We start from the raw sequence: 25,128 nt of genomic DNA, 5'->3' as shown, positions 1-25,128 counted from the left end.
CGCCTCCCCGCTGCGAGCAGGAGCGCTGCTCGCAGCAACCTCGCGGACCCGCCGCACCGGGTGCCGACGGCGCGCAGCTACGCGCGGGCCAGCCCGGCCCGCGCCACGCCGAGATGCGGGATCCGGGTGGCGATGCCGACGATCGTGTCGGTGGCGGTGTCGCCGTGGACGAGCACAGGGCGACGGGTCCGCGCGCGGCCCGCAGTTTCTCGTACACCCATCGGGTCGGCCTGGGCCTCGGCGCCGTAGAGGCGGTGCAGCGCCTCCGAAGCCATACCGTGGGCCGGGCAGCCGGGCGGCGGAGTCGCCGGGCTGCCCGTCGCGTGCTCGGGGGCGTTGACGGTCACGTGGGCTGTGTGGTCGCTGCGGAGGTTTGCAGATAGCGCATCAGGGAAATCAGCACGTCCCGGCTCGACGGTCGCTCGCGTGCGTCGCACAGCACGATCGGCACGCTCTCGGGAAGGTCGAGTGCGGTGCGCACCTCCTCCGTGAGATAGGAGGTCGCGTCGGGGAAGGAGTTGACGGCGATCACGAAGGGCACGTCGGCCTCCTCCAGACGCCCGATCACGTCGAAGCTGACTTCCAGGCGCCGGGTGTCGACGAGCACGATCGCCCCCAACGCGCCCTCGAACAGACCGTTCCACAGGAACCAGAAGCGCTGCTGGCCGGGTGTGCCGAAGAGATAGAGCACCAGCTCTTCGTTGAGCGTGATCCGGCCGAAGTCCATTGCCACGGTGGTCGCGGTCTTGCGCTCCACGCCGGCGATGTCGTCGACCTCGGCACTGGCCTGCGTCATCGTCTCCTCGGTGGTCAGCGGCCTGATCTCGCTCACCGAGCGGACGAAGGTGGTCTTGCCGACGCCGAACCCGCCCACGATAACGATCTTGACTGCGGAGGAGGCCGATGCCGGCAGCCGGTCCTCGCTCCGAGGCTCCGTGACAGTGTCAGAGCTTCTGGAGACCATCGATTACCGCCTCTATCAGTGCGATGTCGGTACGCGACGGGGCGGGCCTGCGGGCCTCGACCCGTCCGTCGGCCAGCAGATCGGCGAGGAGCACGCTGATCACACTGGCCGGCAGAGTTAAGTGAGCGGAGATCTCCGCGACGGACACCGGTGACCGGCACACCCGGAGGATGGCGGCGAGCTCCGGTTGGATGCCGGCCTGCGGCTCCTCCCGGGACACGATCAGGGTGACCAGGTCCAGGTCCGCCTGCTCCGATGAATCCGCCCGGCCCCCCGTGATGACGTAGAGCCGCTCGGGCCCGCCCTCATCCCAGTCCCGGTCGGATGTGCTCACTGCACCTGCCCGTCGCTTCGCGGCGGGCTGGTGAGATGCGCGCCGATCCGGGCGACGAGGTCACGCATGCACTGACCGACCAGTCCGGCGTCCACCCCCTCGTCGGCGAGGACCGCGAGATGGGCGCCGGCGCCCGCGGCCATCAGGTACATGAAGCCGCCGCTGACTTCGATGACGACCATCCGCATCCGCCCGTCGCTGTGCGGGAACTCGGAGGCGACGGCCACGGACAGGCTCTGCAGGCCCGAACCGACTGCGGCGAGGCGGTCCGCGGTGTCCATGTCCGTGTCGTAGCGGGCCATGCACAGGCCGTCCGACGACAGGACCACGATGTGGCGAGTCTGGGGGACGCTCTCCGCGAGATCCTTGAGCATCCAGTCCATGTCCGCGCGCTGCTGCATCGGTTACTCACCCTCGTCTGACGTGTCACTGTTGGCCCGGGAAGGTGCCGCCCTGGGCTTGTCGGCTGCGAGACCGCTCTGCAACTCGGCCATCCAGACGCCGGGCGCCGGTTCCTCGTGCGCCGTCGCCGCCGGTCCCGGCAGAGGCGTGGTCCGCGCCGCCTGGCCGGACGAAGGACGACGGCGGCGGCGCTGGGGCAGCCCGCTGGTCGTCCGTTCGGTCGCGGCCGGTGCCTCTTCCGCGGTACGGGCCGCGCGTGCCGGGGCGGGCCGGTCGGTCTCGACGGCCTCGTGCGTGTCCACCGTCGCACCGGCGTTCCGGTAGGCGTGCGGGGACGCGGAGCGCGGTGCGAAAACTTCGGTTGCCGCCCGGGACGGCGCGGCCTCCCGCCGGTCCGCCGACCGGGGCCCGGACGAGGCGCCGATGCCGTGCGCCCGCCCCGTCGCGGGTGCGGTGGTGAGCAGCGTCTTCGGCACGGTCAGCACCGCGCGCACGCCTCCGTAGGCGGACGGCGGGAGCGCGACCTTGAAGTCGTAGGCCTGCGCGAGGCGGCCGACCACGGCGAGTCCCAACCGCGGCGACTCCCCCAGGTCGTTCAGGTCGATGCCGGCCCGTGCTTCCTTGAGCATCCCCTCGGCCCGCGACCGCGCCTCCTCGCTGAGGCCGATACCGCCGTCCTCCACCTCGATGGCGATGCCCATGTGCACCTCCACCGCGGTCAGATGGACGCGGGTCTTGGGCGGCGAATACCGGGTGGCGTTGTCCAGCAGTTCCGCCAGTGCGTGGATGAGCGGCTCGACGGCGGTGCCGACAACGGCGACCTCGGCGACGGTGTGCAGCTCCACACGCTTGTAGTCGAGGATCCGGGACATGGCGCCACGCAGCACGCTGTAGAGGGGCACCGCCTTGCCCCACTGGCGGCCGGGCCGTGCCCCGCCGAGTACGGCGATGCTGTCGGCCAGCCGGCCGATGAGGGCGGTACCGTGGTCGAGCCGGAGCAGGTCGGCGAAGAACGCCGGTTCCTGGCCGTGCCGGTCTTCCATTGCCCGCAGGTCCGTCGCCTGTTGGTGCACGATTGCCTGGACCCGGCGCGCGATGTTCACCACACCGCGCTGCGCCGAGTCACGCATGCTCTCCTCCGCCTGCACGGCCTCGACGACGGACCTCAGCAGTGCCTGGTGCGCCGCCTGGGACTGCGGACTGAGCCCCTCGTCCTGGGCGGAGACGGACAGCAGGACGTCCTCGGCGAACTCGCCTTCCTGGAGCCGGGCGACGGCCGCCGGCAGATGCTGCTCGGCGAGCCGGATCGTCGCGGCCTCCTGCCGGCGCAGGTCCTGGAGCAGAGCCGCTTCACGCGCGGCGTGCTCGGCCCGCAGTGCGGCGGCGGCACGGCCGCGGCGGACGGTCTCGGCCGAGACGGCGGCGACAAGCGCCGTGGCGACGACCCCGCACCAGATGACCGGTGCCTTGCCTCCCGCCGGCGCGATCGTCGCGATGATGGCCGTGGCCACGGCCATCAGGGCAGCGGGAACCGACCACGCCGCGGAAAGGCCTGTCGAGGGGCCTCCGGGTGACGACGCAGTACGAACCATCAGCATCCTCAATCAGGGAGAAATCCAGAACCAACGGGATGCGCGGCACAGGCGACAACAGTCGAACTCATTGTGCGAACCCGGGCCTATTTACCGGTCCGGGTTCGCACAATGAGTTCGCACCCCAATGCATTCAACTAATAACACTATAACCATACTTGATCTCCAGTCACACACGGCCTCTGACCTGGTCGGCAGGTGCTGCGCGACTGCTCGGGGAGCTGTTCTCACCACGATCGGCAGGGCGCGGAGCGCCTGCGGTCATGGTGGTCTTGCGCCTCGTGAAGATACCCGTGGCGGCGATCTCCTGCATTGTGTGGTGAATAGCGGCCGGATGGGCAGTGTGTCCGCTTGGCGGCGAACTATTCGCCATCAATTGCCCGGACGGCTGGACGCTCGCCCCGACGGTGGTTGAGCCGGCCCCACGCTCTCGGCGCACCTCTGTCGAACTTCGATCCTGTCGAAGGTCGACGGGGGTTCCGCAAGATTTCATTTGAGGACCCGCCTTCGCCCCCGAACCTGGCGCCCCGTCCGGCGACGGGCCGGCAGCTGCTCGATCGCCAACCAAGCCTGATCGGCCGCCTCATGACGACGCACCACACCCGAAAGCGCCGACCAACCGACCCATTAGCTACATGCTCAGGGCAAGGGGCGACGGGCCGCGGCACGGCGGCTGTCGTGCAGGGGGTCGCGTCACGGCGCAGGGGCACCGGGCCGGACCTACCGTCACTCCCGCCGGTCGCCCGCTTCGCGGCGCAGTGCGGCGATGAGGAGATCGAGCGCGGGCTCGACCGCCGAGCCCGCCATGAGCGGGAGGTGGTCCCGTACGCGGCGCACGTGGGGGAACTCGTCCGCCGGCAGACTGCCGTATGCCGCCTGCCAGGCCGCTTCGTCCGCAGCGCGCTGGGCCGGGGCCAACCGGAGCACCCCGGCGTCCAAGGCGGCGTGGCCGAGGGCCGTGTCCACCAGCGCGTGGTAGTGCCGGACGGCCGTGGCCTCGTCGAAACCGGCCTGGAGGAGCAGACCGATACCGGCGTCGACGGCGCGTTGCTCATGCGGCCTGCCCGTCACACGGACCGTGCTGAAGACTGCGATCTGCGGGTGCCGCAGCGCCGAGCGATAGGCGCGAAGGCCGAAGTCGCGCAGGTCGGCGGCCCAGTCACCGCTCGGGGAGTAGTCCGCCATGGACTCGCCGATGAGGCGGTCGGCCAGTGCGAGGAAGAGATCCTCGGCGTTGCGGAAGTAGCGGTAGACGGCGGATGGATCGGCGCCGAGGGCCGCGCCGAGCTTGCGCATGGTGAACGCCTGCGCCCCTTGGGCGTCTATCAGGTCCCGTGCCGCGTCGACGATGAGATCGACGGACAGCACCACGCCTGAACCGGTCGGCCGGCGCCGCTTGCGCTCGGCCGGCACCCGCTCACCGTCCGACACCGTTCCCCTCCGCTCCACGCTGCTCACGCTCCGGCTCTCGCCGGCTTCCTCGCTCCGCGAGGACACCGGGACAGGCCCTCGGGACCACCGGCCCCAACGGCGGGAACAGGGCCCGGGGCCTGTGGGCCGCCACGTGGTCCAGTTAATCACCAAGTTAAGACAACACCGTTGACACAAGCTCGCACCGGGCGGTTTCATCGGCGGACACGGATCGCGGTGCCGCATCCCGCACGATGCGATCCGTGCGGCCGAGGTCGGGCACGCAACGGGTGGTCGGCGCTCGGCGTGGCGACATCCGCCCCGGCAACCCCGGTCCCGCCCGTCATCTCTGCCGTCCCGTGCCTTCTTCATCCCGCGCCTCCGAACCCCATGGCCCGGCCCGACCGGTGCCCGTCAAGGAGTGAGTGCCATGCCCTCCGAAGTGCAGCAGGACCCCGGAACGGTGCGCATGCGCCGCTCACTGGGGGTGAAGGACGGGGTGGCGATCGCCGCTTCGAGCACGGCAGCGACCACGAGCATCGGCATCGGCATGGGCGCGCTCGCCGCCTACGCCGGCCGGCAGACGCCCGGCCTGCTGCTTCTCGCCGCCCTCCCCATCCTGGGCATCGCGCTGTCGTACGCCCGGCTCAATCGCACCGAGCCGAACTGCGGCAGCGGCTACACCTGGGTGGGCCGCTCCATAGGCCCCTGGCCCGGCTTCCTGACCGGGTGGGTGGTGCTGGTGGGCAACGTCGTCTTCATGGCCTACACGGGCGCCGTCACGGGTTCGGTGGTGCTGCAGTTCCTCAACAAGCTCGGGCTGCACAGCGCGCTCGGATTCCGGCTCGATCCCACGTCGACCGGTGTGAGCACGGCGGTCGGCCTGGTCGCGCTCGTCGTCGTCACGGCCACCGCCATCACCGGCGTGCGGTCGGCGACCCGGCTCCAGATGGCGCTGCTGGTCTTCGAGTACGCGGTATTGCTGGTGTTCTGCGGCTGGGCGCTGATCGTGGGCGACCAGCCCTTCTCGTTCTCGTGGCTGAACCCCTTCGCGGTCGGCTCCCCGCAGGCACTGGCGCAGGGGCTGGTGCTCGCGGTGTTCATCTACTGGGGGTGGGACGCGGCGTTCAGCGTCAACGAGGAGACGCGCAACTCCTCCGACGCGTCGCGGGGTGGGCTGATCGCCCTGGCGGCGATGACGGGCCTCTTCCTCTTCGGCGCGATCGCCTTCCAGCGGGTGATGAGCACGGACGAGCTCCTTCGCAACGGCCCGCAGGCGCTCACCTACCTGGGCGGCCGGCTGGCGCCCGAGCCCTGGGCGTCCCTGCCGCTGGCGGCGCTGATGTGCTCGGCCTTCGCCTCCCTCCAGTCCAGCGTCATCCCCACCGCCCGCGGCGCGCTGGCCATGGGGCGGGACCGCACGCTCGGTGCGGTGTGGCAGCGCGTCCACCCGCGCTACGGGTCGCCCGCCGTCGGCACGCTCCTGATCATGGCCGTAGCCGCGCTGCTCGCCGTGCTCGCCGTCGGCATACCCGAGCTCAACGACATGATCCTCACCGCCGTCAACTCGATCGGCCTGACCGTGGCGCTCTACTACGGACTCACCGCTCTCGCCTGCGCGGTGCGCTTCCGCGAGAGCCTGCGCGAGGGGCCGGTCCGCGCGCTGCGGGACGTACTCGTCCCGGCGGTGAGCGCGCTGGCGCTGTTCGGCCTCGGCGGCTTTCTCCTCTGGAACTACGCGACCATGAGTGACCACTTCGAGGCGAGCCCGGACAACGGCTGGTTCATGCTGACGCTGCCCACGCTCTTCGTGCTGGCGGGCCTGGGTGTCGCCGCCTGGGCCAAGTGGGTACGCCGCTCCCCGTACTTCCGTACCGGGCGCGGTACGGACGCCGACGCGATCGCCTTGCCGATGGACGGAGCGGCGGCCGGCACCCCCGGACCTCCGTGACCGTGACCGCGTGCTCCACCGGCCACACCCGCGACACCCGCCCCCTGACCCCAGACCCCCTACTCACGCCTCGAACAAGGAGCCGCAGCACGATGGACGTCAGCACCCCCGAAGGAGACCCGGCGACCCCTGCCACTGCCCCGGGCCGGGTCCCGTCCCCGGCCGGGACGGAGTCCGCCGCCGCGTCCGCCCCGCGCGGTGGACGGGGTGGGGCGCCCGGACGGAACGCCGCCGACCTCGTGTTCGTCTCCGGCCCCGTCCACACCGTCGACCCCGCCCGCACCCGGGCGAGCGCCGTCGCCGTACGAGGGGACCGCATCCTCGCCGTCGGCCACGAAGCGGAGGTCGCGAACCTGATCGGGCCCGCTACCGAGGTCGTCGACCTGCACGGCAAGCTGCTCCTGCCCGGATTTCAGGACGCCCACGTCCATCCCGTCGGCGGGGGAATGGAGTTGGGCCAGTGCGATCTCAGCTCGGCGGTCACCGCCGACGCCTACCGCGACATCATCCGCTGCTATGCCGACGCCCGTCCCGAGGCGCCGTGGATCACCGGCGGCGGCTGGTCCATGGAGGCGTTCCCCGGCGGGATGCCGACTCGGGGCTTCCTGGATGCCATCGTGCCCGATCGTCCCGTCTTCCTGGTCAACCGCGACCACCACGGCGGCTGGGCCAACTCCCGGGCGCTGGAACGCGCCGGCCTCACCGCGCGCACGCCGGACCCGGTCGACGGACGTATCGAGCGCGACGCCACCGGTGAGCCGTCCGGCATGCTCCAGGAAGGTGCCATGCGGCTGGTCGCCGACCTCCTTCCCGAACCGACCCTCACCGAGCTGACGGAGGGGCTGCTCCGGGCGCAGCGCCTTCTCCACTCCTACGGAGTGACCGCCTGGCAGGACGCGATGCTGGGCCGTGGTCCCGGTACGGCCGACCCGATCCCCGCCTACCTGGCTGCCCGGCGGGAGGGGAAGCTGACCGCGCGGGTGACCGGAGCCCTGTGGTGGGACCGCTCACGCGGTAGCGAGCAGATTCCCGAACTCATCGCCCGTCGCGAGGAGTTGAGCGGAGGGCTGCTGCGGGCCACGAGCGTGAAGATCATGCAGGACGGAATCGCCGAGAACCACACGGCGGCCATGCTGACTCCCTATCTGACCGCGTGCGGCTGCGCCTCCGACAACAGCGGCATCTCGTTCATCGACCCCGGGGACCTGCGGAGGTACGTCACCGAGCTGGACGCCGCGGAATTCCAGGTGCACTTCCACGCCTTGGGCGACCGAGCGGTACGAGAGGCCCTGGACGCGGTCGAGGCGGCTCGGCGCGCAAACGGCCTGAAGGACACCCGACCGCACCTCGCGCACCTCCAGGTGGTGCACCCCGACGACGTACCGCGCTTTCGCAAGCTCGGCGCCACGGCCAACATCCAGGCACTGTGGGCCGCCCACGAGCCGCAGATGGACGAGCTGACGATTCCCTTCCTGGGGCCCCGGCGTGCGGCATGGCAGTACCCGTTCGGTGACCTGCTGCGCTCCGGCGCCACCCTCGCGGCGGGCAGCGACTGGCCGGTCAGTTCCCCCGACCCGATTGCCGCGCTGCATGTGGCCGTCAATCGCCGGACACCGGACGGTCCGCCCTCGGCGCCGGTCTTCCTGCCGGATCAGCGCATCGACCTCGGCTCGGCGCTCGCCGCGTATACGGCGGGCAGCGCGTACGCCAATCATCTGGACGACACGGGCAGCATCCAACCCGGAAAGCTGGCGGACCTGGTCGTCCTCGACCGCGACCCGTTCGACGGGCCCGGTGAGGAGATCGCCGTGACCCGCGTTCTGCAGACGTTCGTCGGAGGACGGCGGGTGTACGCGGCCGACGACGCGTAAGGAGTGGGGGCCGGCGGGCCGGGGGCGGCGGAAGGACATACGGCAAGGCGGGACCCCTCCCCCGCCCGCCAACGGCCCACTGCCACAACGACGTTGCCCTACCCCTCCCGCACGACGGTCCCGCCCGGCCCCGTTCCCCATGACACTCCGGCCCGGTTCGCGCCCGGCCCGCCCTCGCGCTGCACGCGGCTCTCCAGGCCGGTGCGCCAGCCCTCCGCCGGCGGCGGCACGCTTTCTTCCGTGACCGGCGCGGTGCGTCGTCCGCCGTGCGCGAAGAAGTCCGCGAGCGGGAGGGTCGCGGCGCCTACCGTGACGGCGTCGGGGCCCAGCAGACCGAGGTCGATGGTGACGCGCCCGGCGGGGTGGGCGAGGGAGTAGCCGGCGGCGTAGGACCGTACGGCGGGGAGGATGTGCGGGCCCAGTTGGAGGCCGGCCCAGCCGCCGATGAGCACGCGTTCTGGGCTGAAGAGGTTGATCAGGTCGGAGATACCGGCGCCCAGGTATTCCGCGGTCTCGTCCAGGACGGCGGCTGCCACAGGATCGGGGGCGGTGCCGGCGTCCTGCGGATGGGCCGCGGCGATCAGTGCGGTCACCGCCGACTCCTCGTCCGCGCCCGCGGGAAGGCGTCCGCCGGCCTCCTGCCAGCGTTCCAGCAGCGCCTCCGACCCGGTGTACGCCTCCAGGCAGCCCCGCGCGCCGCAACGGCAGCGCCGGCCACGGACGCTGACGGTCAGATGGCCCCACTCGCCGGCGCTGTCGCGTTCGCCCCCCTGGATGGCGCCGTCGGTGACGATGCAGGCACCGACTCCGGACCCGAACAGCACGATGACCGCGTCCTTCACACCCCGGCCGCCGCCGAACCACATCTCGGCCTGACCGAGCGCCTTCGCCCCGTTGTTGATGAAGAAGCGGACGCCCACGGGGAGTTCGACGGCCTCGCGCAGCAGGGATTCCAGCGGGACGGCGTGCCAGCCGATGGTCTGGCCGTGAACGACGGCACCGTCCGGCCCACCCCGGTCGAGGATTCCGGGGACTCCGACCCCGACGCCGAGCAGCCGGGCCGGATCGACGCGCCCCGCCCGCAGCACGGTGGCGATCCCGTCGGCGATATGGCGCACGATCAGGCCGACGTCGTAACCCTGGTGCGTCAACGGCAGTTCCGCGCGCGCGAGTTCGCCGAGCGCCAGGTCGAACAGCTCGATCCTCACCCGGGTCTCGCCGACGTCCACGCCGATCAGGCAGCCGCTCGTGGGCGCCACCCGCAGCAGGGTGCGCGGCCTGCCGCCGTCGGACTCGACGACGCCGGCCTCCTCCAGCAGCCCGTCCTCGGCGAGTTCGGCGACGACGTTGCTGACGGATCCTGAACTGAGACCCGTTGCGGGGCCCAGCGCCTGCCGGCTCATGGGCCCGTCGAAATACAACCGTTGCAGAACCGCGGTGCGGTTGGCCCTCCGCAGGTCACGCACCGTCCGTCTGTTGCGCTCGGTCATGTGGCTCCCTCCCTCCCCGCAACATACCCGTGCCCGATCCCTTGACGCGCCCTTCTCTCGGGCTTTAACTCACACCCTAAGTTAAGCCATGAGGCCGTTCAGGAACTGAACATGGCCGACCTCCGGACTCCTCAGAGAGAGGCGTATCCGTCATGCGCATACTCCGAGCCGCGACCGTCACCGCCACCGTCACCGCGCTCGCCGCAGCGGCCACCGGGTGCGGCGGCGGATCGACTCCCAGCGGCGGGGGCAGCAACGACTCCCCCAGGACGCTGACGTATTGGGCGTCCAACCAGGGGCCGAACGTCGAGGCCGACAAGAAGATCCTCGGGCCCGAGCTGAGGAAGTTCGAGAAGCGGACCGGGATCAAGGTGAAGCTGGAAGTCGTGCCGTGGCCGGATCTGCTCAACCGGATCCTCGCCGCGGCCACCTCCGGCCAGGGGCCCGACGTCCTGAACATCGGCAACACCTGGTCCGCCTCGCTCCAGGCCACCGGCGCCCTGCTGCCCTGGGACAAGGAGAACTTCGACGAGATCGGGGGCCGCGACCGGTTCGTCGCCCCGGCGCTGGGCGCCACCGGCGCCGAGGGCAAGGACCCGGCCGCCGTGCCGCTCTACTCGCTCACCTATGCGCTCTACTACAACAAGCAGATGTTCAAGGAAGCCGGAATCAGCCAACCACCCTCCACCTGGGATGAGTTGGTGGCGGACGGCAAGAAGATCTCCAAGCACGGCAAGTGGGCCCTGGGAGCCGAGGGCGGAAACCTCTCCAACAACATCCACCAGGCATTCGTCCTCGCCAAGCAGCACGGAGCCGACTTCTTCGACTCCTCCGGGAAGCCCACCTTCACCTCACCGGGAGCGGTGGCCGCGGTGAAGCAGTACGTCGACTTCATGGCCGAGGACGGGATCATCGCGCCCGGCAACGCCGAGTACGGCCAGAATCAGTCGCTCCAGGACTTCGCCAAGGGCAGGACCGCGATGGTGCTGTGGCAGGCCGCGGCCAGCACCTTCACCGCGCACGGCATGAAGGCCGAGGACTGGGGCGTGGTGCCGGTGCCCGTGCCCTCCGGCGCCCCGGGCACCGGCCGCCGGACCAACTCGATGATCGCCGGCATCAATATCGCCGTCTTCAAGAACACCGACAATCTCGACGGCGCCCGGAAGTTCGTGAAGTTCATGACGAGCGATGCCGAGCAGCGACTGCTCAACAAGACCTACGGCGCCATCCCGCCGGTGAAGGCCGCCCAGGCCGACCCGGCGTTCAGCCGGCCGGACACCAAGGTGCTGCGCGAGACGCTCACCAGGAGTGCCGCGCCACTCCCCCAGATCGCCGACGAGTCACAGTTCGAGACGTCCGTCGGCACCGCCGTCAAGGACCTGTTCGCCGATGCGGCCGCCGGGCACCGGGTGACCACCGCGTCGGTCAGGGCCCGGCTCGCCGAGGCCGAGCAGCAGATGGCGAAGTGAGCGGCCCGCTATGACCACCACCGTGACCGCTCGCGAGCAGGCACCGCCGGGTCGCGGCCGGCGGCCGGACGGCGGGAAGCCCACCGCGCGCCGCCGGCTGCGCCTCCCCGCACGGCTGCGCCGCATCGGCCTGCCCTATCTGCTTCTGCTGCCCGCCCTGCTGCTGGAGCTGCTGATCCACCTGGCGCCGATGGTGATCGGCATCGTCATGAGCTTCAAGGAGCTGACCCACCTCTTCATCGGCAACTGGGGTGCGGCCCCCTGGAACGCGCTGGAGAACTACCGGGTCGCCGTCGACCTCGACGCACCGATCGGCGCCGCGCTGCTGCGCTCCTTCCTGGTCACCTGCGCCTTCAGCGTGCTCACGGTCGGGCTGTGCTGGCTGCTCGGCACCGCAGCGGCGATCTGCATGCAGGAGAACTTCCGGGGCCGCGGGCTCCTGCGTGCCGTCTTCCTCACGCCGTACGCGCTGCCCGTCTACGCCGCCGTGATCACCTGGGCATTCATGTTCCAGCGGGACAACGGCCTGGTCAATCACGTGCTGCACGACCAGCTCGGGCTCACCGACGGCTGGCCCTTCTGGCTGCTGGGCGACAACAGCTTCGTCGCGCTGACCGTCGTCGCCGTCTGGAAGACCTGGCCGTTCGCTTTCCTCATCGTGATGGCCGCCCTGCAGAACATTCCCAAGGACCTCTACGAGGCCGCGGCCCTCGACGGCGCGGGCATCCGCCAGCAGATCCGGCGGATCACCCTGCCCGCGCTGCGACCCGTCAACCAGGTGCTCGTCCTGGTGCTGTTCCTGTGGACGTTCAACGACTTCAACACGCCCTATGTGCTGTTCGGGAAGGCCGCGCCGAAGGCCGCCGACCTGATCTCCGTCCACATCTACCAGTCCTCGTTCGTCACCTGGAACTTCGGCACCGGCTCCGCCATGTCCGTCCTGCTGCTGCTCTTCCTGCTCCTGGTGACGGCCGGCTACCTCCTGGTGACCTCACGGGGAAGGAAACACGCCGATGGCTAGCCCCTCCGTCCGCGACCCTGGCGGCGCCGCCAGGCGGCGCTCCCCCACCGCCCCGCCCCGCTCCTTCGTCCGGACCCGCCGGATCTTCCTCACCGCCCTGGCCTGCTTCGTACTGCTGCCGGTGTACGTCATGGTCAGCAGCTCGCTGAAGCCGCTGGAGGATGTCTCGGGCTCCTTCCACTGGCTGCCCGAGACCCTGACCGTCCGCCCCTACCTCGACATCTGGCGGACCGTGCCGCTGGCCCACTACTTCACCAACTCGCTGATCGTGGCGGGCTCGGCGACGGTCTGCTCGGTGGTCATCGCGGTCTTCGCCGCCTACGCGGTGAGCCGCTACCGCTTCCGCGGCAAGCGGCTCTTCACCGTCACGGTGCTGTCCACCCAGATGTTCCCGGGCATCCTGTTCCTGCTGCCCCTGTTCCTGATCTTCGTCAACATCGGGAACTCCACCGGACTCGCCCTCTACGGCTCCCGCGGCGGCCTCATCCTGACCTATCTGACCTTCTCGCTGCCGTTCTCCATCTGGATGCTGATCGGCTACTTCGAGTCGGTGCCGCGCGAGTTGGACGAGGCCGCCGCGGTGGACGGCTGCGGTCCGCTCGGGGCGCTCCTGCGGGTGGTGGTGCCCGCCGCGGTGCCCGGGATCGTCGCGGTCGCCGTGTACGCGTTCATGACCGCCTGGGGCGAAGTGCTGTTCGCCTCCGTCATGACCAACGACGCCACCCGCACCCTGTCCGTCGGCCTCCAGGGCTACGCCACACAGAACGACGTCTACTGGAACCAGGTCATGGCCGCGTCGCTCGTCGTCAGCGTCCCCGTGGTCGCGGGGTTCCTGCTCCTCCAGCGCTACCTGGCCGCCGGGCTCACCGCCGGGGCCGTCAAATGACCCAGCCGGAAAGGACATCCGTGACCAACCGGATCGACTACACCGCACTGCCGGACGACTTCGTCTGGGGCGTTGCCACATCCGCCTACCAGATCGAGGGGGCGGTCTCGGAGGACGGCCGCGCCCCCTCCATCTGGGACACCTTCTCGCACACCCCGGGGAAGATCGACAACGACGATACCGGGGATCTGGCCTGCGATCACTACCACCGATGGCGCGAGGACATCGCCCTGATGCGCCGACTCGGCGTCGGCGCCTACCGGTTCTCGCTGGCCTGGCCGCGGATCGTGCCCGACGGCGACGGCCGGGTCAACGCCAAGGGCCTGGCCTTCTACGACCGGCTCGTCGACGGCCTCCTCGACGCGGGCATCACCCCCTCGGCCACCCTCTACCACTGGGACCTGCCGCAGGCACTCCAGGACCGCGGCGGCTGGCCCGAGCGGGAGACCGCGGAGCATCTGGCCGCCTACGCGCAGGTCGTCGCCGAAAAGCTCGGCGACCGCGTGCACCACTGGGCCACGCTCAACGAGCCGCTGTGCTCGGCCTGGATCGGCCACCTCGAAGGCCGGATGGCGCCCGGCGTCACGGACCTCACCGCGGCGGTGCGCGCCTCCTACCACCTGTTGCTCGGGCACGGCCTGGCCACCCAGGCGATCCGGGCCGCCGCGCCGGACGCCGAGGTGGGCATCGTCAACAACCTCAGTACCGTCGAGCCCGCCACCGGATCCGAGGCGGACGCCGCCGCGGCACGGCGGATGGACGGCCACACCAACCGCTGGTGGCTCGACCCCGTGCACGGCCGCGGGTTTCCCGCGGACATGCGGGAGGTGTACGGCGTGGAGCTGCCCGAGCGCGCCGGCGATCCGCAGATCATCGCGCAGCCGCTGGACTGGCTGGGCCTGAACTACTACTTCCCAGCGGTCGTCACCGCCGAGCCGTCCGGCCCGCCGCCCCACGCCCGCCAGGTGCGACGGCTGCACGTACCGCGGACGGGCATGGACTGGGAGATCGACGCCGGTGGCATCGAGACCTTGCTGCTGCGGCTCACGCACGAGTACGCACCGCGCAAGATCTACGTCACCGAGAACGGCTCCGCCTACCCCGACATCGTGCGCCCCGAAGGCACGGTCGCGGACCCCGAGCGGACGCAGTATCTGCACGACCATGTGACGGCGTGCGCCCGCGCGGCCCGCAAGGGAGCCCCCCTGGCGGGGTATTTCGCCTGGTCCCTGATGGACAACTTCGAGTGGGCGTACGGCTACGACAAGCGCTTCGGCCTCTTCCACGTCGACTACGCCACCCAGCGCCGCACCATCAAGGACAGCGGCCGGCACTACGCCGAACTGATCCGCGGCCATCCGCGCCGCACCAGCCCGCACGCGGCCTGAACCCCGGGCGCAGGAGAGGGCCGGCCCCCCTACGGCATCGCGGGGGCCGGCCCTCTCCTGCGGTCCGGCGGCGTTACTCGATGACGAGTTCCACCTCGATGTTGCCGCGGGTGGCCTTCGAGTACGGGCAGAAGTCGTGGGTCGCCTCCACCAGCCGGCGGCCGGTCTCGCCGGCGAGGGCGTCCGGCAGCTCCACGCGCATGATCACGGCGAGACCGAAGCCGGTGTCGTCCTTGCCTATGGAGACCTCCGCGGTCACCGAGACGTCCTTGGTGTCGATCTTCATCTGCCGGCCGACGTTGCTCATCGCGCTGGCGAAGCAGGCCGCGTAACCCGCGGCGAAGAGCTGCTCCGGGTTGGTGCCGGCGCCGTTGCCGCCGAGGGCCGGGGGCATGGCCAGGGCGAGGTCGATCTGCCCGTCGGAGCTGACGGCCCGGCCCTCTCGGCCATTGGCGGTGGCGACAGCGGTGTACAGCGCGTCCATCTCGGTTCCCTTCGAAAGCCGGCGACCGTTCCCCGGCCGCCCGATGAGCCCCACAGTGGCACATTTTTAAATTGAGCACAACTCAGTTGTGCACAACCCAATCGACCGCGACGCGTTAACCTGGACGCATGGCCACGCTCCCGGTACCCGACGCCGAACTCCTCCGCCTCGACCATCAGGTCTGCTTCTCGCTCCACGCCGCCTCGCGCGCGTTCGGCGGCGTCTACCGGGACGCCCTCAAGGACCTCGGCCTGACCTACCCCCAGTACCTCGCCATGCTCGTCCTCTGGGAACACGGCCCGCAGCCCGTCAAGACCATCGGCGAACAGCTCCGCCTGGACTCCGGAACCCTCTCCCCGCTCCTGAAGCGCCTGGAAACCGCCGGCCTGGTACGCCGCGAGCGCAGCAGCGAGGACGAGCGTTCGGTCACCATCCACCTCACCACCGCGGGTGAGGACCTCCGCGAACAGGCGCTACCGGTACCGCGCAGGATGCTGGCCGCCACCGGCCTGACGGTCGACGAGCTCCGCACCCTGCGGGGCTTGTTGAGCCGGGTCACCACCGCGCTCGACGAGTCCTGACAGGCCCGGCCGACTCCCTTCGCCGCGACCACCCCCGGCGCAGCCCGGGGCACCGGAACCCCTGACCGGACGTGCCTCTTTTCCCGGTCCATGGGCGTCCGCCCCGTACCTTCTCGCAGGCCCGGGGCGTTAGGACGGGCAGATGCCTTCCGCGGTGCGCGCCCCAGTTGTGCGCCTCTCGTACACCCCGGCGCACTCATCACCCCATTGAGCTACCACGGTTGGGGAGTCTTCGGGGACGAAGGTGCACAAGAAGGCGTATAAAGGGTGGCCGAACCAGCCGGAGCCGCCTGCGAGCACCCCAGGACGCGGTTGGCAGCATCGCCTACGACAAGCGGAGGAGCGCCACGTGAATGCGGCAGAAGTTGTCAACACCTTGCTGGTCCAACGATTCGGAGTCGCACCGGTCGACGTCACCGACGAAACCCCGCTGCGCAATCTGCGCATGGACTCCCTGGCGCTGGAAGAACTCCGGGTACTCATCGAGGAGGAGCTGGACATCGACCTCGATGCGGTGGCGCTGACCTCGCGGGACACCGTGGGTCAGCTGGTGGCGGCCGTCGACGGCGAACTCGTCGCGTGACGGGCCGCCGAGAGCCGTTCTCCGCGGCGGTGACCGGCCTGGGGCTGGTGACCGCCGCCGGGGTGGGCGCGAAGGCCACCTGGCATTCCGTCACCCAGGACAGCACGCCGAGCGGAGTGCTGCGGCAGGAGGAACTCGCCGATCTGCCCTGCGACTTCATGTACACCGTCGCGGGACTGGACACCACCGAAGTGCTGGGAGTCGCCGCGCAGCGGCTGATGGACCGTTTCTCCCAGCTCGCGGTGATCGCCGCCCGGGAAGCCCTGGCGGATGCCGGGCTCGACCCGGAGACCTGGGACAGCGACCGCGTCGCCGTCGTCATCGGCTCCGCCCACGGCGGGCTGACCTTCTACGACGAGCAGCACGTCGCCATGTCCAACCGCGGCGCCCGCCGCGTCTCCCCCAAGCTCGCCCCCCTCACCGTCGTCAACAGCGCCGCAAGCAGCGTCTGCATGGACATCGGCGCGCGCGGCCCCAGCCTGGGCGTGGCGACCGCCTGCTCCTCCGGGACCGTCGCCCTGGGCACCGCGCATCAGTTGCTGCGCACCGGGGCCTGCGACATCGCCATCGCCGGCGGCGCCGAGTCGCCCCTCTCCCGCCTGCTGATCGCCAGCGCCTGCCAGATGAAGGCCGTCTCCACCCGCCGCGACGACCCGTCGGCCGCCTGCCGCCCCTTCGACGCGGCCCGTGACGGTTTCGTCGTCGGCGAGGGCGCGGGCCTGCTCGTCCTGGAGCGCCCCGAGCACGCCAAGGCGCGCCGGGCGACCGTCCGCGCCCATGTCTCCGGCTACGGCGCGTCCAGCGACGCGTACGCGGCGGTGGCGCCGGATCCCGACGGCAACGGCATCGAGCGCGCCCTGCGGACCGCGATGGCCGACGCGGAGGTGTCGGCCGGTGACATCGGCCATGTCAACGCCCACGGCACGTCGACGGTGGTCAACGACCTCATCGAGGCCACCATGCTGCAGCGGGTGCTCGGCGACCACCCCTTGGTGACGTCGACCAAGGCCATGACCGGGCACACCCTGGGCGCCGCCGGTGGCATCGAGACCGCGCTCACCGTGCTCGCCCTGGAGCATCAGCTGGTGCCGCCGACGGCCAACCTCGACGAGCCCGATCCGCAGATCCCGATCGAGATCGTGCGCGCGGAAGCCCGGCGGTCGACCTTCGACTGCGCGGTCAAGACGTCGCTCGGTTTCGGCGGGCACAATGCCGCGCTCGTCCTCACGCGCGCTTGACGCCCCACCCGCGTACCGGTCCCCCACCATCGCAACCGGCCGCGTGCGCGCCCTGCGGGCCGCCACGGTGCCGGCCGGCGGCGGCCCGCGGCGGCCCGCGCCCCCTGCCGACCGAGGCGGGCCGGGCCGGGCGCACCGCTCGGCACCGCCCGTCCCCGCCGGTCTCCCGAGAAGGAATCAGCCATGTCCGAGGAAACCATCCGCTCTCTGTCAGTGGGCGGGTTGCCGTATTCCTACCGGCTGCTGCGCCAGCCGGACCGGATCACCGAGCCCGTGATGGTGCTGGGTGGCGCGCTGCAGGGGATGTTCGGCTGGCCGCAGATGGAAGATCATGTCGGGCCGGTCGCGGACGTCGTCACGGCCGACCTGCCCGGCATGGGGAGCGCCGACCCGCTGCCGCCGGGTCCGAGCATCGACGTCATGTGCGCGGCGATCGGGGGCATCATCGAGGATCTGGGCGTCCCGCGGATCAACGTCTTCGGCTTCTCCTACGGCGCGGGCCTCGCCTACGGCTACGCCCAGCGCCATCCGCGACATGTCGCGCGGCTCGCCCTCGGCGGAGTGCCGGCGCACATCAGCGCCGCGCAGCTGGACCACTGGCGACGCGCCGCCGGCCACCTCGCGAGTGGTGACATCGAGACCTTCGCCACGCTGGTCGCGGAGGGTCTGATGTGCCTGGACGAGGCTCGGCACGTCACCCGCCGCAAGCTGGCCTTCCGCTACGTCCGGCGCGCGATGCTGCATGCGGCCCGCCACTCCCCGCACGCCGTCGACGCGCTGGGGCGCGCACTGTCGGACCGTCCGGACTTCTCCGGCGGCCTGAGCGGCGTACCGACCCTCGTCTTCAGCGGCGAGCACGACACGGTGACCTCCCCGGCCCGGCAGCGCGACTTCGCGGCCACCATCGAGGGCAGTCGCTTTCTGACGATCCCGGACGCCGATCACTGGGTGGTGCTCGAACGCCCCCAGGAAGTGGCCGACCTGGCGGCACGCTTCTTCACCGACGGACCCCTCAGCTCGGCGCCGTGCCTCACGCCGATCAGGCCCGAGCGGTGGCCCCGTCCGGCACGTCCCACGCATGACCAGGCCCAACTCAGCGTCTGAGCAACGCACTTGCGCGATGGGCGCCGAGTTCGTCGGCGCCCGTCGAGCGAGCACCGGGTGCGGAACGTACCGCTCGGCGATCCGATTGCCCCGGGCACACGGTCGCCCGGCTCCGGTTTCCGCATGAGCCTTTACATGCCCTTGCGGTTATATAACCGCCGAGCGATACTGAGTCCATGCCCATACCGTTCGACGTCCTCGCGGAACCGAGCCGGCGCAGAATCCTCGATCTGCTCCTGGAGCGTCCCCATCTGGTCGGCGAGCTGACCGATCAGCTCGGCCTGAGCCAGCCCGGGACCTCCAAGCATCTGCGGGTGCTGCGCGAGGCCGGGCTCGTGCGGGTACGACAAGAGGCACAGCGCCGCTGGTACGAGCTGCGCCCCGAACCGCTCGCGGAACTCGACGCATGGCTCGCGCACTACCGGCACCTGTGGACCGGAAGCCTCGACGCGCTCGAACGGCATCTCGACGCGACGGAGGACGACCCGCGACGAATCCGCACTCCGACACCCTCACCACCGCCGACGGACGGACCGCACTGCACATGGTGCGCCGGCTCGCCCATCCCCCGAAGAAGGTCTGGTCCGCGATCACGGACCCGGCCCGAATCGGCCAGTGGTTCCCCTCCGAGGTCGCCGTGGAACTCACCCCCCGGCGGGGCGATGACCTTCTTCATGCCCGGAGTGAGCGGGCCCGCCATGACCGGCACGGTCACCGACGTCGACCCGCCCCGGCTGTTCGCCTTCACCTGGGGCGAGGACCATCTGAGCTGGGAGATCACCCCTGACGGGGAGGGCTCGCTGCTCACCCTGGTGCACACCTTCGGCGACCGCTTCGGCGGTGCCAGCTTCGCTTCCGGCTGGCACCTGTGCCTCACCGGCCTGTCGCAGCTGCTGGACGGCGAAGCGCCCGCCGTGGCCCCCGACACCGGCGAACTGCACGAGGCGTACCTCGAACAGTTCGACCTCGGCCGAGGTGTGGTGGAGGACACCGCGGACGGTCCACGGATCCGCTTCGAGCGGCAGCTCGTACGCCCCGCCGAGGCCGTCTGGGCGGAACTGACCGAGGGCCGCGAACCGACCGCCGGCGCACCTGCCCCGGAAGGCTTCACCGCGGAGGGAGTACCCGCCGGGCCCGTCAGCGAGGTGCGGGCGCCGACGACGCTGGCGTACGCCTGCCCACCGGGCGGGACCGTGCGCTGGGAGCTGGGGAGCGGGACCGGCCACGGCGCCCGCCTCGTCCTCACCCGGACCGGGCCGCCGGGATTCGACACGGACGCCGCCCTGGCAGCCTGGCATGACCGGATCGAGCACCTCGCGGCCCGACTGCTGGACGGCTGACCAGGACCGGGCCCGCATCCCGGCGGTCCGGCGATTCACCTCACGCCCCCTGCCCGCGCGCAGGGGGCGCTCCCTTGGGGTCACACGCGCGAGACGGGAAGAAAGGGCTCTCGCCCGTGTGAGCCAGGCAACTTCGCACGGGGCTCCGATACCGCGCCGAGGTGATGCCGGGCACAGGGCGTACGTCACGTACGAGGAGGGGTAGTGGCGTGGTTTCCGGCCCTGCACCACCAAATGCGGCCCGATTCGGGCATCTCACCCCATCTCACGAAGAGGGGTAGTACAAGGCATCTTTGCCTGCATCCAGGACGGGCGCTACCAATGTTTCCGGTAGCGCCGAGAACGAGCCGACGACCTCATCCAGTGAGGCGAGCACGGCAGTCTCCCTCGGTCGCACAAGCGCCGCCGAAGGCCGCCACCCGCCACCCGCACCTGGAAGAGGTCACTCCGCATGCCGAACTTCACCCTGCTCCGCACCGCCCGCATCACCCGTACCCACAAGATCGCCACCGCTGTGCTGGCCGGCGCGGCCGCCACCACGGGCCTGGCGTTCACCGCGGCGCCGAGCGACGCCGACACCTCCGCCTCGCACGCACCGGCCGCGGTCCAGCCGGTCAGCGCCGACGGCCAGCCGACCACGCCGAAGGACAAGGCCGAGGACGCCAAGAAGAAGGCGGCCGCCGAGCACACCGCCCAGCAGGCCGCGAACCGTTCCACCGAGCGCAAGCCGATGGCGGCCCCGAAGGCCGCCCCCAAGGCCGCGCCCAAGGCAGCGCCGAAGGCCGCACCCAAGGCGGCTCCGAAGCCCGCCCCCAAGACCTACGCGAACAACCTCGACGGCTGGATCCGCCAGTCCCTGGACATCATGAAGGCCAAGGGCATCCCCGGCAGCTACGAGGGCCTGCACCGCAACATCATCCGTGAGTCCGGCGGCGACCCCAACGCGGTCAACGACTGGGACATCAACGCCATCAACGGCGTGCCCTCCAAGGGCCTGCTGCAGGTGATCCAGCCCACGTTCGACGCCTACCACGTGGCCGGAACGCCCGACAAGCTGACCGACCCGATCGCGAACATCACCGCCGCCGCCAACTACGCGGCCGACCGCTACGGCTCCATCGACAACGTCGACTCCGCCTACTGAGCAGAGTTCGCACACCTGGACGGCGCCCCCTGGGGCGCCGCCCGCCCCTGGCAACTCCAATGGCCCTGACCGCCTTCTGCGGTCAGGGCCATTGGAGTTTGCCGTTTTGAGCGGGTGTCAGTTCGCTCCGCCCAGCGGAAGCAGGCTCCCGACGACCTCACGCAGCACCTGACCCGCGACGCGGAGGCCCGCCCGCTCCTTCGCGGTGAGCGGCTCCGAGTCCTTGACCGTCCGCCCGTTGACGATGATGCGCTTCTCCTTGGTGGTGGCGTGCTTCTCCCTGTCGGTGACGTGCCTCGGACTGTCGCTGGTCCGTTGGATGCTGATGTGCAGGGGGCCGTCGGCGGGCGCGGCAGCGGAGGCGACCCCGGTGGCGAGGGATCCGGCGAGGACGATGCCGGAGAGAACGACGGGCAGACGACGACGGAGCATGAGCGGTTCCTTACGGTGAGTGGTGACGGTGTCCGCTCTCACCTTCCGCGACGTCGGCCCGGGCGGCCATTCGACAGCGCCCGCGCTGATACGAACGGACCAGCGGCACCGCTGTATCGCCGTAACGAGGCGCACGAACGGCCGACCCCTGCCGGCCCCTTTCCTCTTACACACCGGGCGCGAATCGCCTGAACTGGCCTCCGGTGAAGTGCTCCACGCCACTTCCGGGCCCCCCGAGCGCCGCCACCGGGATTCTCGCCCCCCTTTTCGCGATGCTCCTCATGGGTGCGAAAGCCCGTCGCGGAACCGCAGTTCGCTGTGAGCCAGACAACTTCGAGACCCCGCGAAAAGGGCCTGCGAAGCCCCCGTCAGGTGATGCCCGGCACAGGACTTAGGTCACGTACGAACGCGCTTAGTTCCGGCCCTTCGGGGCCCACCCCGCCCGAGCCGCTCTGACCCCGGGTCCTTCGGTCCCGCGCACGAAGAGCGGTAGTACAAGGCACCTTTGCCACCGTCCTCGGCCCGCGTTAACCATGGATTCCGGACGCACCGAGAAGAGCTTGCGACCTCGGCCCCGATGGGCGAGCGCGGCGAAGACACTCGGTCTCCCTAGCGCCACAAAGGCCACCTCCCCGTCCCCATACCTGGAAGAGGTCACTCTGCATGCGTAGCTTCACCCTGCCCCGCGCTGCCCGTACCACCCGCATTACCCGTACCCACAAGATCGCCACCGCCCTGCTGGCCGGCGCAGCCGCCACCACGGGCCTGGCAGTCACCGCAGCGCCCGGCGCCCAGGCCGCCTCCAAGCCGGCGACTTCCGCCACGGCCGACGTGAAGGTCACGGCCGTCGCCAAGCAGGAGGCAGCCGCCAAGAAGGCCGCCGCCAAGGCCGACACCCCCAAGACTTATGCGAACAACCTCGACGGCTGGATCCGTGAGTCCCTGGACATCATGAAGGCCAAGGGCATCCCCGGCAGCTACGAGGGCCTGCACCGCAACATCATGCGGGAGTCCGGCGGCGACCCGAACGTCTCGAACGACTGGGACATCAACGCCGTCAACGGCACGCCCTCCAAGGGCCTGCTGCAGGTGATCCAGCCCACGTTCGACGCCTACCACGTGGCCGGTACGCCCGATAACCTCACCGACCCGGTCGCGAACATCACCGCCGCCGCCAACTACGCGGCCGACCGCTACGGCTCCATCGACAACGTCGACTCCGCCTACTGAGCCCGATCGATCGGACGCGGCGGAACAGGGGGACGTTCCAACGCGGCAGTGACATGACGTGATAACAGAAGGAGCCGACACGGTCGGCCGGACAGTTGGCAACGCGGCGACACGGCGCGTTCGCCGCTGCGCCAGCGAAGCGGGTCCCGGCACACGCCGGGGCCCGCTTTCGTGTCTCCCGGTACGAGGCGCGGACGCGCACGGGCGGCGCACACCCCGATCGCGAGGGCATTTCGATCGCACAAGGCGAGCCGCCCCAGGTCGCTCGGATCCGGGCAGGGACCGCAGTACGTGACGGCCACACGAGTGAGATGGCGGGGCCTGTCGTCGGCCTGACGGCCTGTTGGCCCAGGAGACCGGCGCTCGCGGCGTAGAAAGTCTTCTTATCGGCAGGATTCTGCTCAAATGCTGTCGAACCTGACCACCCGAAGGCCTTCGGAGGCATGCGATGCCCTTGCGCAGATCCGGTCCGGCCCGCCGCACACGCACCGTTGCGGCCGGAACTCTCATTTCCTTTTTCTCCGTGCTCGCTCTGCCACTCGCGCTGTCGGGCTCCGCCGGGGCGTCCCAGGCGGGGCAGGGTCCCGCCCATCCCGAGCAGGACTGGATGGGCTCCACCATCGCTGCCCATGAGGGCATCGACCGCGCCGCGGACACCGAGCCGCAGACGTCGTCAAGTTCCGTGGCCGGCGTGGACGTCTCCAGCCACAACGGCAATGTCGGGTGGGCGGCACTGCACAAGACCGGGGTGCGCTTCGCGTACGTCAAGGCCACCGAAGGGACGGGCTACAAGAACCCGTACTTCCATCAGCAGTACCGGGGCGCGTACGACGCGGGGATGATCCACGGCGCGTACCACTTCGCGCTGCCGAACCATTCCAGCGGCGCCACCCAGGCGAAGTACTTCGCCTCCCACGGCGGCGGCTGGTCGAAGGACGGCAAGACGCTGCCCGGTGCGCTCGACATGGAGTACAACCCCTACGGCGCGACCTGCTACGGCAAGAGCCACGCGGGGATGGTCAGCTGGATCGCGGACTTCTTCCGTACGTACCGGGCGCAGACCGGCCGCGACGCGGTGATCTACACCTCGGCCAACTGGTGGAAGACGTGCACCGGCAACTCCAGCCGGTTCGGCAAGACCAACCCGCTGTGGATCCCGCGGTACGCCTCGTCCGTCGGCACGCTGCCGGCCGGCTGGCGCTTCCACACCATCTGGCAGCACACCTCCTCCGGGAAGCCGGTCGGCGACCGCAACCGCTTCAACGGCGCCTACAGCCGCCTCAAGGCTCTCGCGAACGGCTGAACCCCACGGCCCGGCGCACGACCACGGCCGGGCCCCCCCCCCCCCGGGGGGGGGGGGGGGGCCGCGGGGGGGGGCCGGCCCCGGCGGCAGGCCGGACCGGCGCTCCCGCAACAGTTTCCATCATCATTTTCCCGCTGCGGACAACGCCGTTCGAGGAGCGGCGAATTTACGCTGAAGTGCGGGGACGGGGTTATCCGGAGGGGCTCTGCGCACTTGCATCCGGGGGTGTTCGAAGGCCGGGGAGAAAGTTTATCGGCCGGAGGTACAACCATTCCTGACCGATCCCTGTCCAACACTGTGAAATGACCACGCGACGCGCACCATCCAACGGGGGGATTCCCATGAAGCGTTCACGTGCCATCGCAGGATCCGCAGTGCTGGCCGTGGCCGGCCTCGCCACCATGGCCACTGCCACCACCGCATCCGCCGCTCCGGCGCCCGCCGCCTACAACGGAGCCTGCGGAAGCGGCTACAGCGTAGTGAATTCCGTGCCGATCACCGGAAAAGGAAAGGTGTATCTCACGTACAACTCCAAAACCGGAAAGAACTGTGTGGTGACGGTCCGGAACAGCCCCGGATCGGCGGTATACATGTACACCTATCTCGCGGCGAGCGACGGAAGTTCCGACGCGGTTTGGGACAGCGGCCTTTACACGTCCTACGCGGGTCCGGTCTACCTGCCGGCGAAGGGTCTGTGCGTGGACTGGGGCGGCACGATCGAGACCGTCAGCGTCAGCGTGTCGGGGTCCAACTGCGGCCGTATGGCTGCTGGGGTCGTGACACACAGCTGACACGACGGCCGCCACGCGGCGCATGAGTAGTCGACGACGGGTCCCGGGCAACGCGCCCAGGGGCCCGTTGTGCATGCCCCCGAATCACACAGGGCCCGCGAGCCTGCCGGTTTCGAGGCC

At 70.4% G+C, this 25,128-nt stretch carries 24 protein-coding genes and 1 pseudogene; 16 read left to right on the top strand and 9 right to left on the bottom strand.

The window, feature by feature from the left end:
• Positions 1 to 77: 77 nt before the first annotated feature.
• The 6 genes from ACGFZW_RS32415 to ACGFZW_RS32390 form a co-directional block, all read right to left on the bottom strand.
• Positions 78 to 347: a hypothetical protein gene (locus tag ACGFZW_RS32415; RefSeq protein ID WP_393896860.1), complete on the bottom strand. Its 270-nt coding sequence runs from the start codon at positions 345 to 347 to the stop codon at positions 78 to 80.
• A complete protein-coding gene (locus tag ACGFZW_RS32410) occupies positions 344 to 964 on the bottom strand; it encodes an ATP/GTP-binding protein (RefSeq protein ID WP_393896859.1) in 621 nt (206 codons plus the stop codon). Before ACGFZW_RS32410 ends, ACGFZW_RS32415 begins: the two co-directional genes overlap by 4 nt.
• On the bottom strand, positions 945 to 1,298 hold the full coding sequence (locus tag ACGFZW_RS32405) for a DUF742 domain-containing protein (protein ID WP_393896858.1): 354 nt from the start codon (positions 1,296 to 1,298) through the stop codon (positions 945 to 947). Before ACGFZW_RS32405 ends, ACGFZW_RS32410 begins: the two co-directional genes overlap by 20 nt.
• Positions 1,295 to 1,699: a roadblock/LC7 domain-containing protein gene (locus ACGFZW_RS32400; protein ID WP_393896857.1), complete on the bottom strand. Its 405-nt coding sequence runs from the start codon at positions 1,697 to 1,699 to the stop codon at positions 1,295 to 1,297. Before ACGFZW_RS32400 ends, ACGFZW_RS32405 begins: the two co-directional genes overlap by 4 nt.
• Before the next feature lie 3 nt (positions 1,700 to 1,702).
• Positions 1,703 to 3,292 (bottom strand): ATP-binding protein, encoded by a 1,590-nt coding sequence (locus ACGFZW_RS32395; RefSeq protein WP_393896856.1) that lies wholly within the window; start codon positions 3,290 to 3,292, stop codon positions 1,703 to 1,705.
• 726 nt (positions 3,293 to 4,018) lie between these two features.
• Positions 4,019 to 4,723, bottom strand: a complete 705-nt coding sequence (locus ACGFZW_RS32390) for a TetR/AcrR family transcriptional regulator (RefSeq protein ID WP_393896855.1) — start codon at positions 4,721 to 4,723, stop codon at positions 4,019 to 4,021.
• A gap of 409 nt (positions 4,724 to 5,132) precedes the next feature.
• On the opposite strand from ACGFZW_RS32390, the gene ACGFZW_RS32385 reads away from it, so the two are divergent.
• Together ACGFZW_RS32385 and ACGFZW_RS32380 are read left to right on the top strand one after the other, a co-directional pair.
• On the top strand, positions 5,133 to 6,653 hold the full coding sequence (locus ACGFZW_RS32385; RefSeq protein WP_393896854.1) for an APC family permease: 1,521 nt from the start codon (positions 5,133 to 5,135) through the stop codon (positions 6,651 to 6,653).
• A gap of 92 nt (positions 6,654 to 6,745) precedes the next feature.
• Positions 6,746 to 8,524, top strand: coding sequence for an amidohydrolase (locus tag ACGFZW_RS32380; RefSeq protein WP_393896853.1), 1,779 nt, complete (start codon positions 6,746 to 6,748; stop codon positions 8,522 to 8,524).
• 98 nt (positions 8,525 to 8,622) lie between these two features.
• Here ACGFZW_RS32380 and ACGFZW_RS32375 read toward each other — a convergent pair whose 3' ends face one another.
• Complete coding sequence (locus ACGFZW_RS32375; RefSeq protein WP_393896852.1) at positions 8,623 to 10,014, bottom strand: ROK family protein; 1,392 nt, start codon at positions 10,012 to 10,014, stop codon at positions 8,623 to 8,625.
• A gap of 152 nt (positions 10,015 to 10,166) precedes the next feature.
• On the opposite strand from ACGFZW_RS32375, the gene ACGFZW_RS32370 reads away from it, so the two are divergent.
• From ACGFZW_RS32370 to ACGFZW_RS32355, 4 genes are read left to right on the top strand one after another with little or no spacing between them, the layout of a single operon-like run.
• Entirely contained in the window at positions 10,167 to 11,483 is a 1,317-nt protein-coding gene (locus tag ACGFZW_RS32370; protein ID WP_393896851.1) for an extracellular solute-binding protein, read from the top strand.
• A 10-nt stretch (positions 11,484 to 11,493) separates the two neighbouring features.
• Positions 11,494 to 12,504 carry a carbohydrate ABC transporter permease gene (locus tag ACGFZW_RS32365; RefSeq protein ID WP_393896850.1) on the top strand — a complete coding sequence of 337 codons (1,011 nt, stop codon included), beginning with the start codon at positions 11,494 to 11,496 and terminating at the stop codon, positions 12,502 to 12,504.
• The gene (locus tag ACGFZW_RS32360) at positions 12,497 to 13,390 is read left to right on the top strand and encodes a carbohydrate ABC transporter permease (RefSeq protein WP_393896849.1); all 894 of its coding nucleotides are present in this window, start codon (positions 12,497 to 12,499) and stop codon (positions 13,388 to 13,390) included. Before ACGFZW_RS32365 ends, ACGFZW_RS32360 begins: the two co-directional genes overlap by 8 nt.
• Complete coding sequence (locus ACGFZW_RS32355; RefSeq protein WP_393896848.1) at positions 13,387 to 14,778, top strand: GH1 family beta-glucosidase; 1,392 nt, start codon at positions 13,387 to 13,389, stop codon at positions 14,776 to 14,778. Before ACGFZW_RS32360 ends, ACGFZW_RS32355 begins: the two co-directional genes overlap by 4 nt.
• A gap of 73 nt (positions 14,779 to 14,851) precedes the next feature.
• On the opposite strand, the gene ACGFZW_RS32350 is transcribed toward ACGFZW_RS32355, so the two are convergent.
• A complete protein-coding gene (locus ACGFZW_RS32350; protein WP_393896847.1) occupies positions 14,852 to 15,262 on the bottom strand; it encodes an organic hydroperoxide resistance protein in 411 nt (136 codons plus the stop codon).
• Positions 15,263 to 15,390: 128 nt separating this feature from the next.
• Between ACGFZW_RS32350 and ACGFZW_RS32345 the strand changes: the two genes are divergently transcribed.
• The 7 genes and pseudogenes from ACGFZW_RS32345 to ACGFZW_RS32315 all read left to right on the top strand — a co-directional run bounded on the left by ACGFZW_RS32345 (position 15,391) and on the right by ACGFZW_RS32315 (position 21,252).
• Positions 15,391 to 15,843 carry a MarR family winged helix-turn-helix transcriptional regulator gene (locus ACGFZW_RS32345; protein ID WP_393896846.1) on the top strand — a complete coding sequence of 151 codons (453 nt, stop codon included), beginning with the start codon at positions 15,391 to 15,393 and terminating at the stop codon, positions 15,841 to 15,843.
• A gap of 349 nt (positions 15,844 to 16,192) precedes the next feature.
• On the top strand, positions 16,193 to 16,426 hold the full coding sequence (locus ACGFZW_RS32340; protein ID WP_393896845.1) for an acyl carrier protein: 234 nt from the start codon (positions 16,193 to 16,195) through the stop codon (positions 16,424 to 16,426).
• Positions 16,423 to 17,664, top strand: coding sequence for a beta-ketoacyl-[acyl-carrier-protein] synthase family protein (locus ACGFZW_RS32335; RefSeq protein WP_393896844.1), 1,242 nt, complete (start codon positions 16,423 to 16,425; stop codon positions 17,662 to 17,664). Before ACGFZW_RS32340 ends, ACGFZW_RS32335 begins: the two co-directional genes overlap by 4 nt.
• A gap of 183 nt (positions 17,665 to 17,847) precedes the next feature.
• A complete protein-coding gene (locus tag ACGFZW_RS32330) occupies positions 17,848 to 18,768 on the top strand; it encodes an alpha/beta fold hydrolase (RefSeq protein WP_393896843.1) in 921 nt (306 codons plus the stop codon).
• A 176-nt stretch (positions 18,769 to 18,944) separates the two neighbouring features.
• Positions 18,945 to 19,256, top strand: a pseudogene (locus tag ACGFZW_RS32325) (ArsR/SmtB family transcription factor); the annotation flags it as partial.
• 174 nt (positions 19,257 to 19,430) lie between these two features.
• Positions 19,431 to 20,108, top strand: coding sequence for an SRPBCC domain-containing protein (locus ACGFZW_RS32320; protein ID WP_393896906.1), 678 nt, complete (start codon positions 19,431 to 19,433; stop codon positions 20,106 to 20,108).
• 451 nt (positions 20,109 to 20,559) lie between these two features.
• Complete coding sequence (locus ACGFZW_RS32315) at positions 20,560 to 21,252, top strand: transglycosylase SLT domain-containing protein (protein ID WP_393896842.1); 693 nt, start codon at positions 20,560 to 20,562, stop codon at positions 21,250 to 21,252.
• Positions 21,253 to 21,369: 117 nt separating this feature from the next.
• Here ACGFZW_RS32315 and ACGFZW_RS32310 read toward each other — a convergent pair whose 3' ends face one another.
• Positions 21,370 to 21,684, bottom strand: coding sequence for a hypothetical protein (locus ACGFZW_RS32310; RefSeq protein WP_393896841.1), 315 nt, complete (start codon positions 21,682 to 21,684; stop codon positions 21,370 to 21,372).
• Positions 21,685 to 22,347: 663 nt separating this feature from the next.
• On the opposite strand from ACGFZW_RS32310, the gene ACGFZW_RS32305 reads away from it, so the two are divergent.
• The 3 genes from ACGFZW_RS32305 (at position 22,348) to ACGFZW_RS32295 (ending at position 25,008) form a co-directional block, all read left to right on the top strand.
• Positions 22,348 to 22,914: a transglycosylase SLT domain-containing protein gene (locus ACGFZW_RS32305; RefSeq protein ID WP_393896840.1), complete on the top strand. Its 567-nt coding sequence runs from the start codon at positions 22,348 to 22,350 to the stop codon at positions 22,912 to 22,914.
• 448 nt (positions 22,915 to 23,362) lie between these two features.
• Positions 23,363 to 24,217, top strand: a complete 855-nt coding sequence (locus tag ACGFZW_RS32300) for a lysozyme (protein ID WP_393896839.1) — start codon at positions 23,363 to 23,365, stop codon at positions 24,215 to 24,217.
• A 341-nt stretch (positions 24,218 to 24,558) separates the two neighbouring features.
• Positions 24,559 to 25,008 (top strand): spore-associated protein A, encoded by a 450-nt coding sequence (locus ACGFZW_RS32295; RefSeq protein WP_393896838.1) that lies wholly within the window; start codon positions 24,559 to 24,561, stop codon positions 25,006 to 25,008.
• Positions 25,009 to 25,128: the final 120 nt, after the last annotated feature.

This window comes from Streptomyces sp. NPDC048248 (assembly GCF_043201875.1).
Taxonomy (GTDB): domain Bacteria; phylum Actinomycetota; class Actinomycetes; order Streptomycetales; family Streptomycetaceae; genus Streptomyces.
This window is presented reverse-complemented; position numbering and strand designations above follow the sequence as displayed.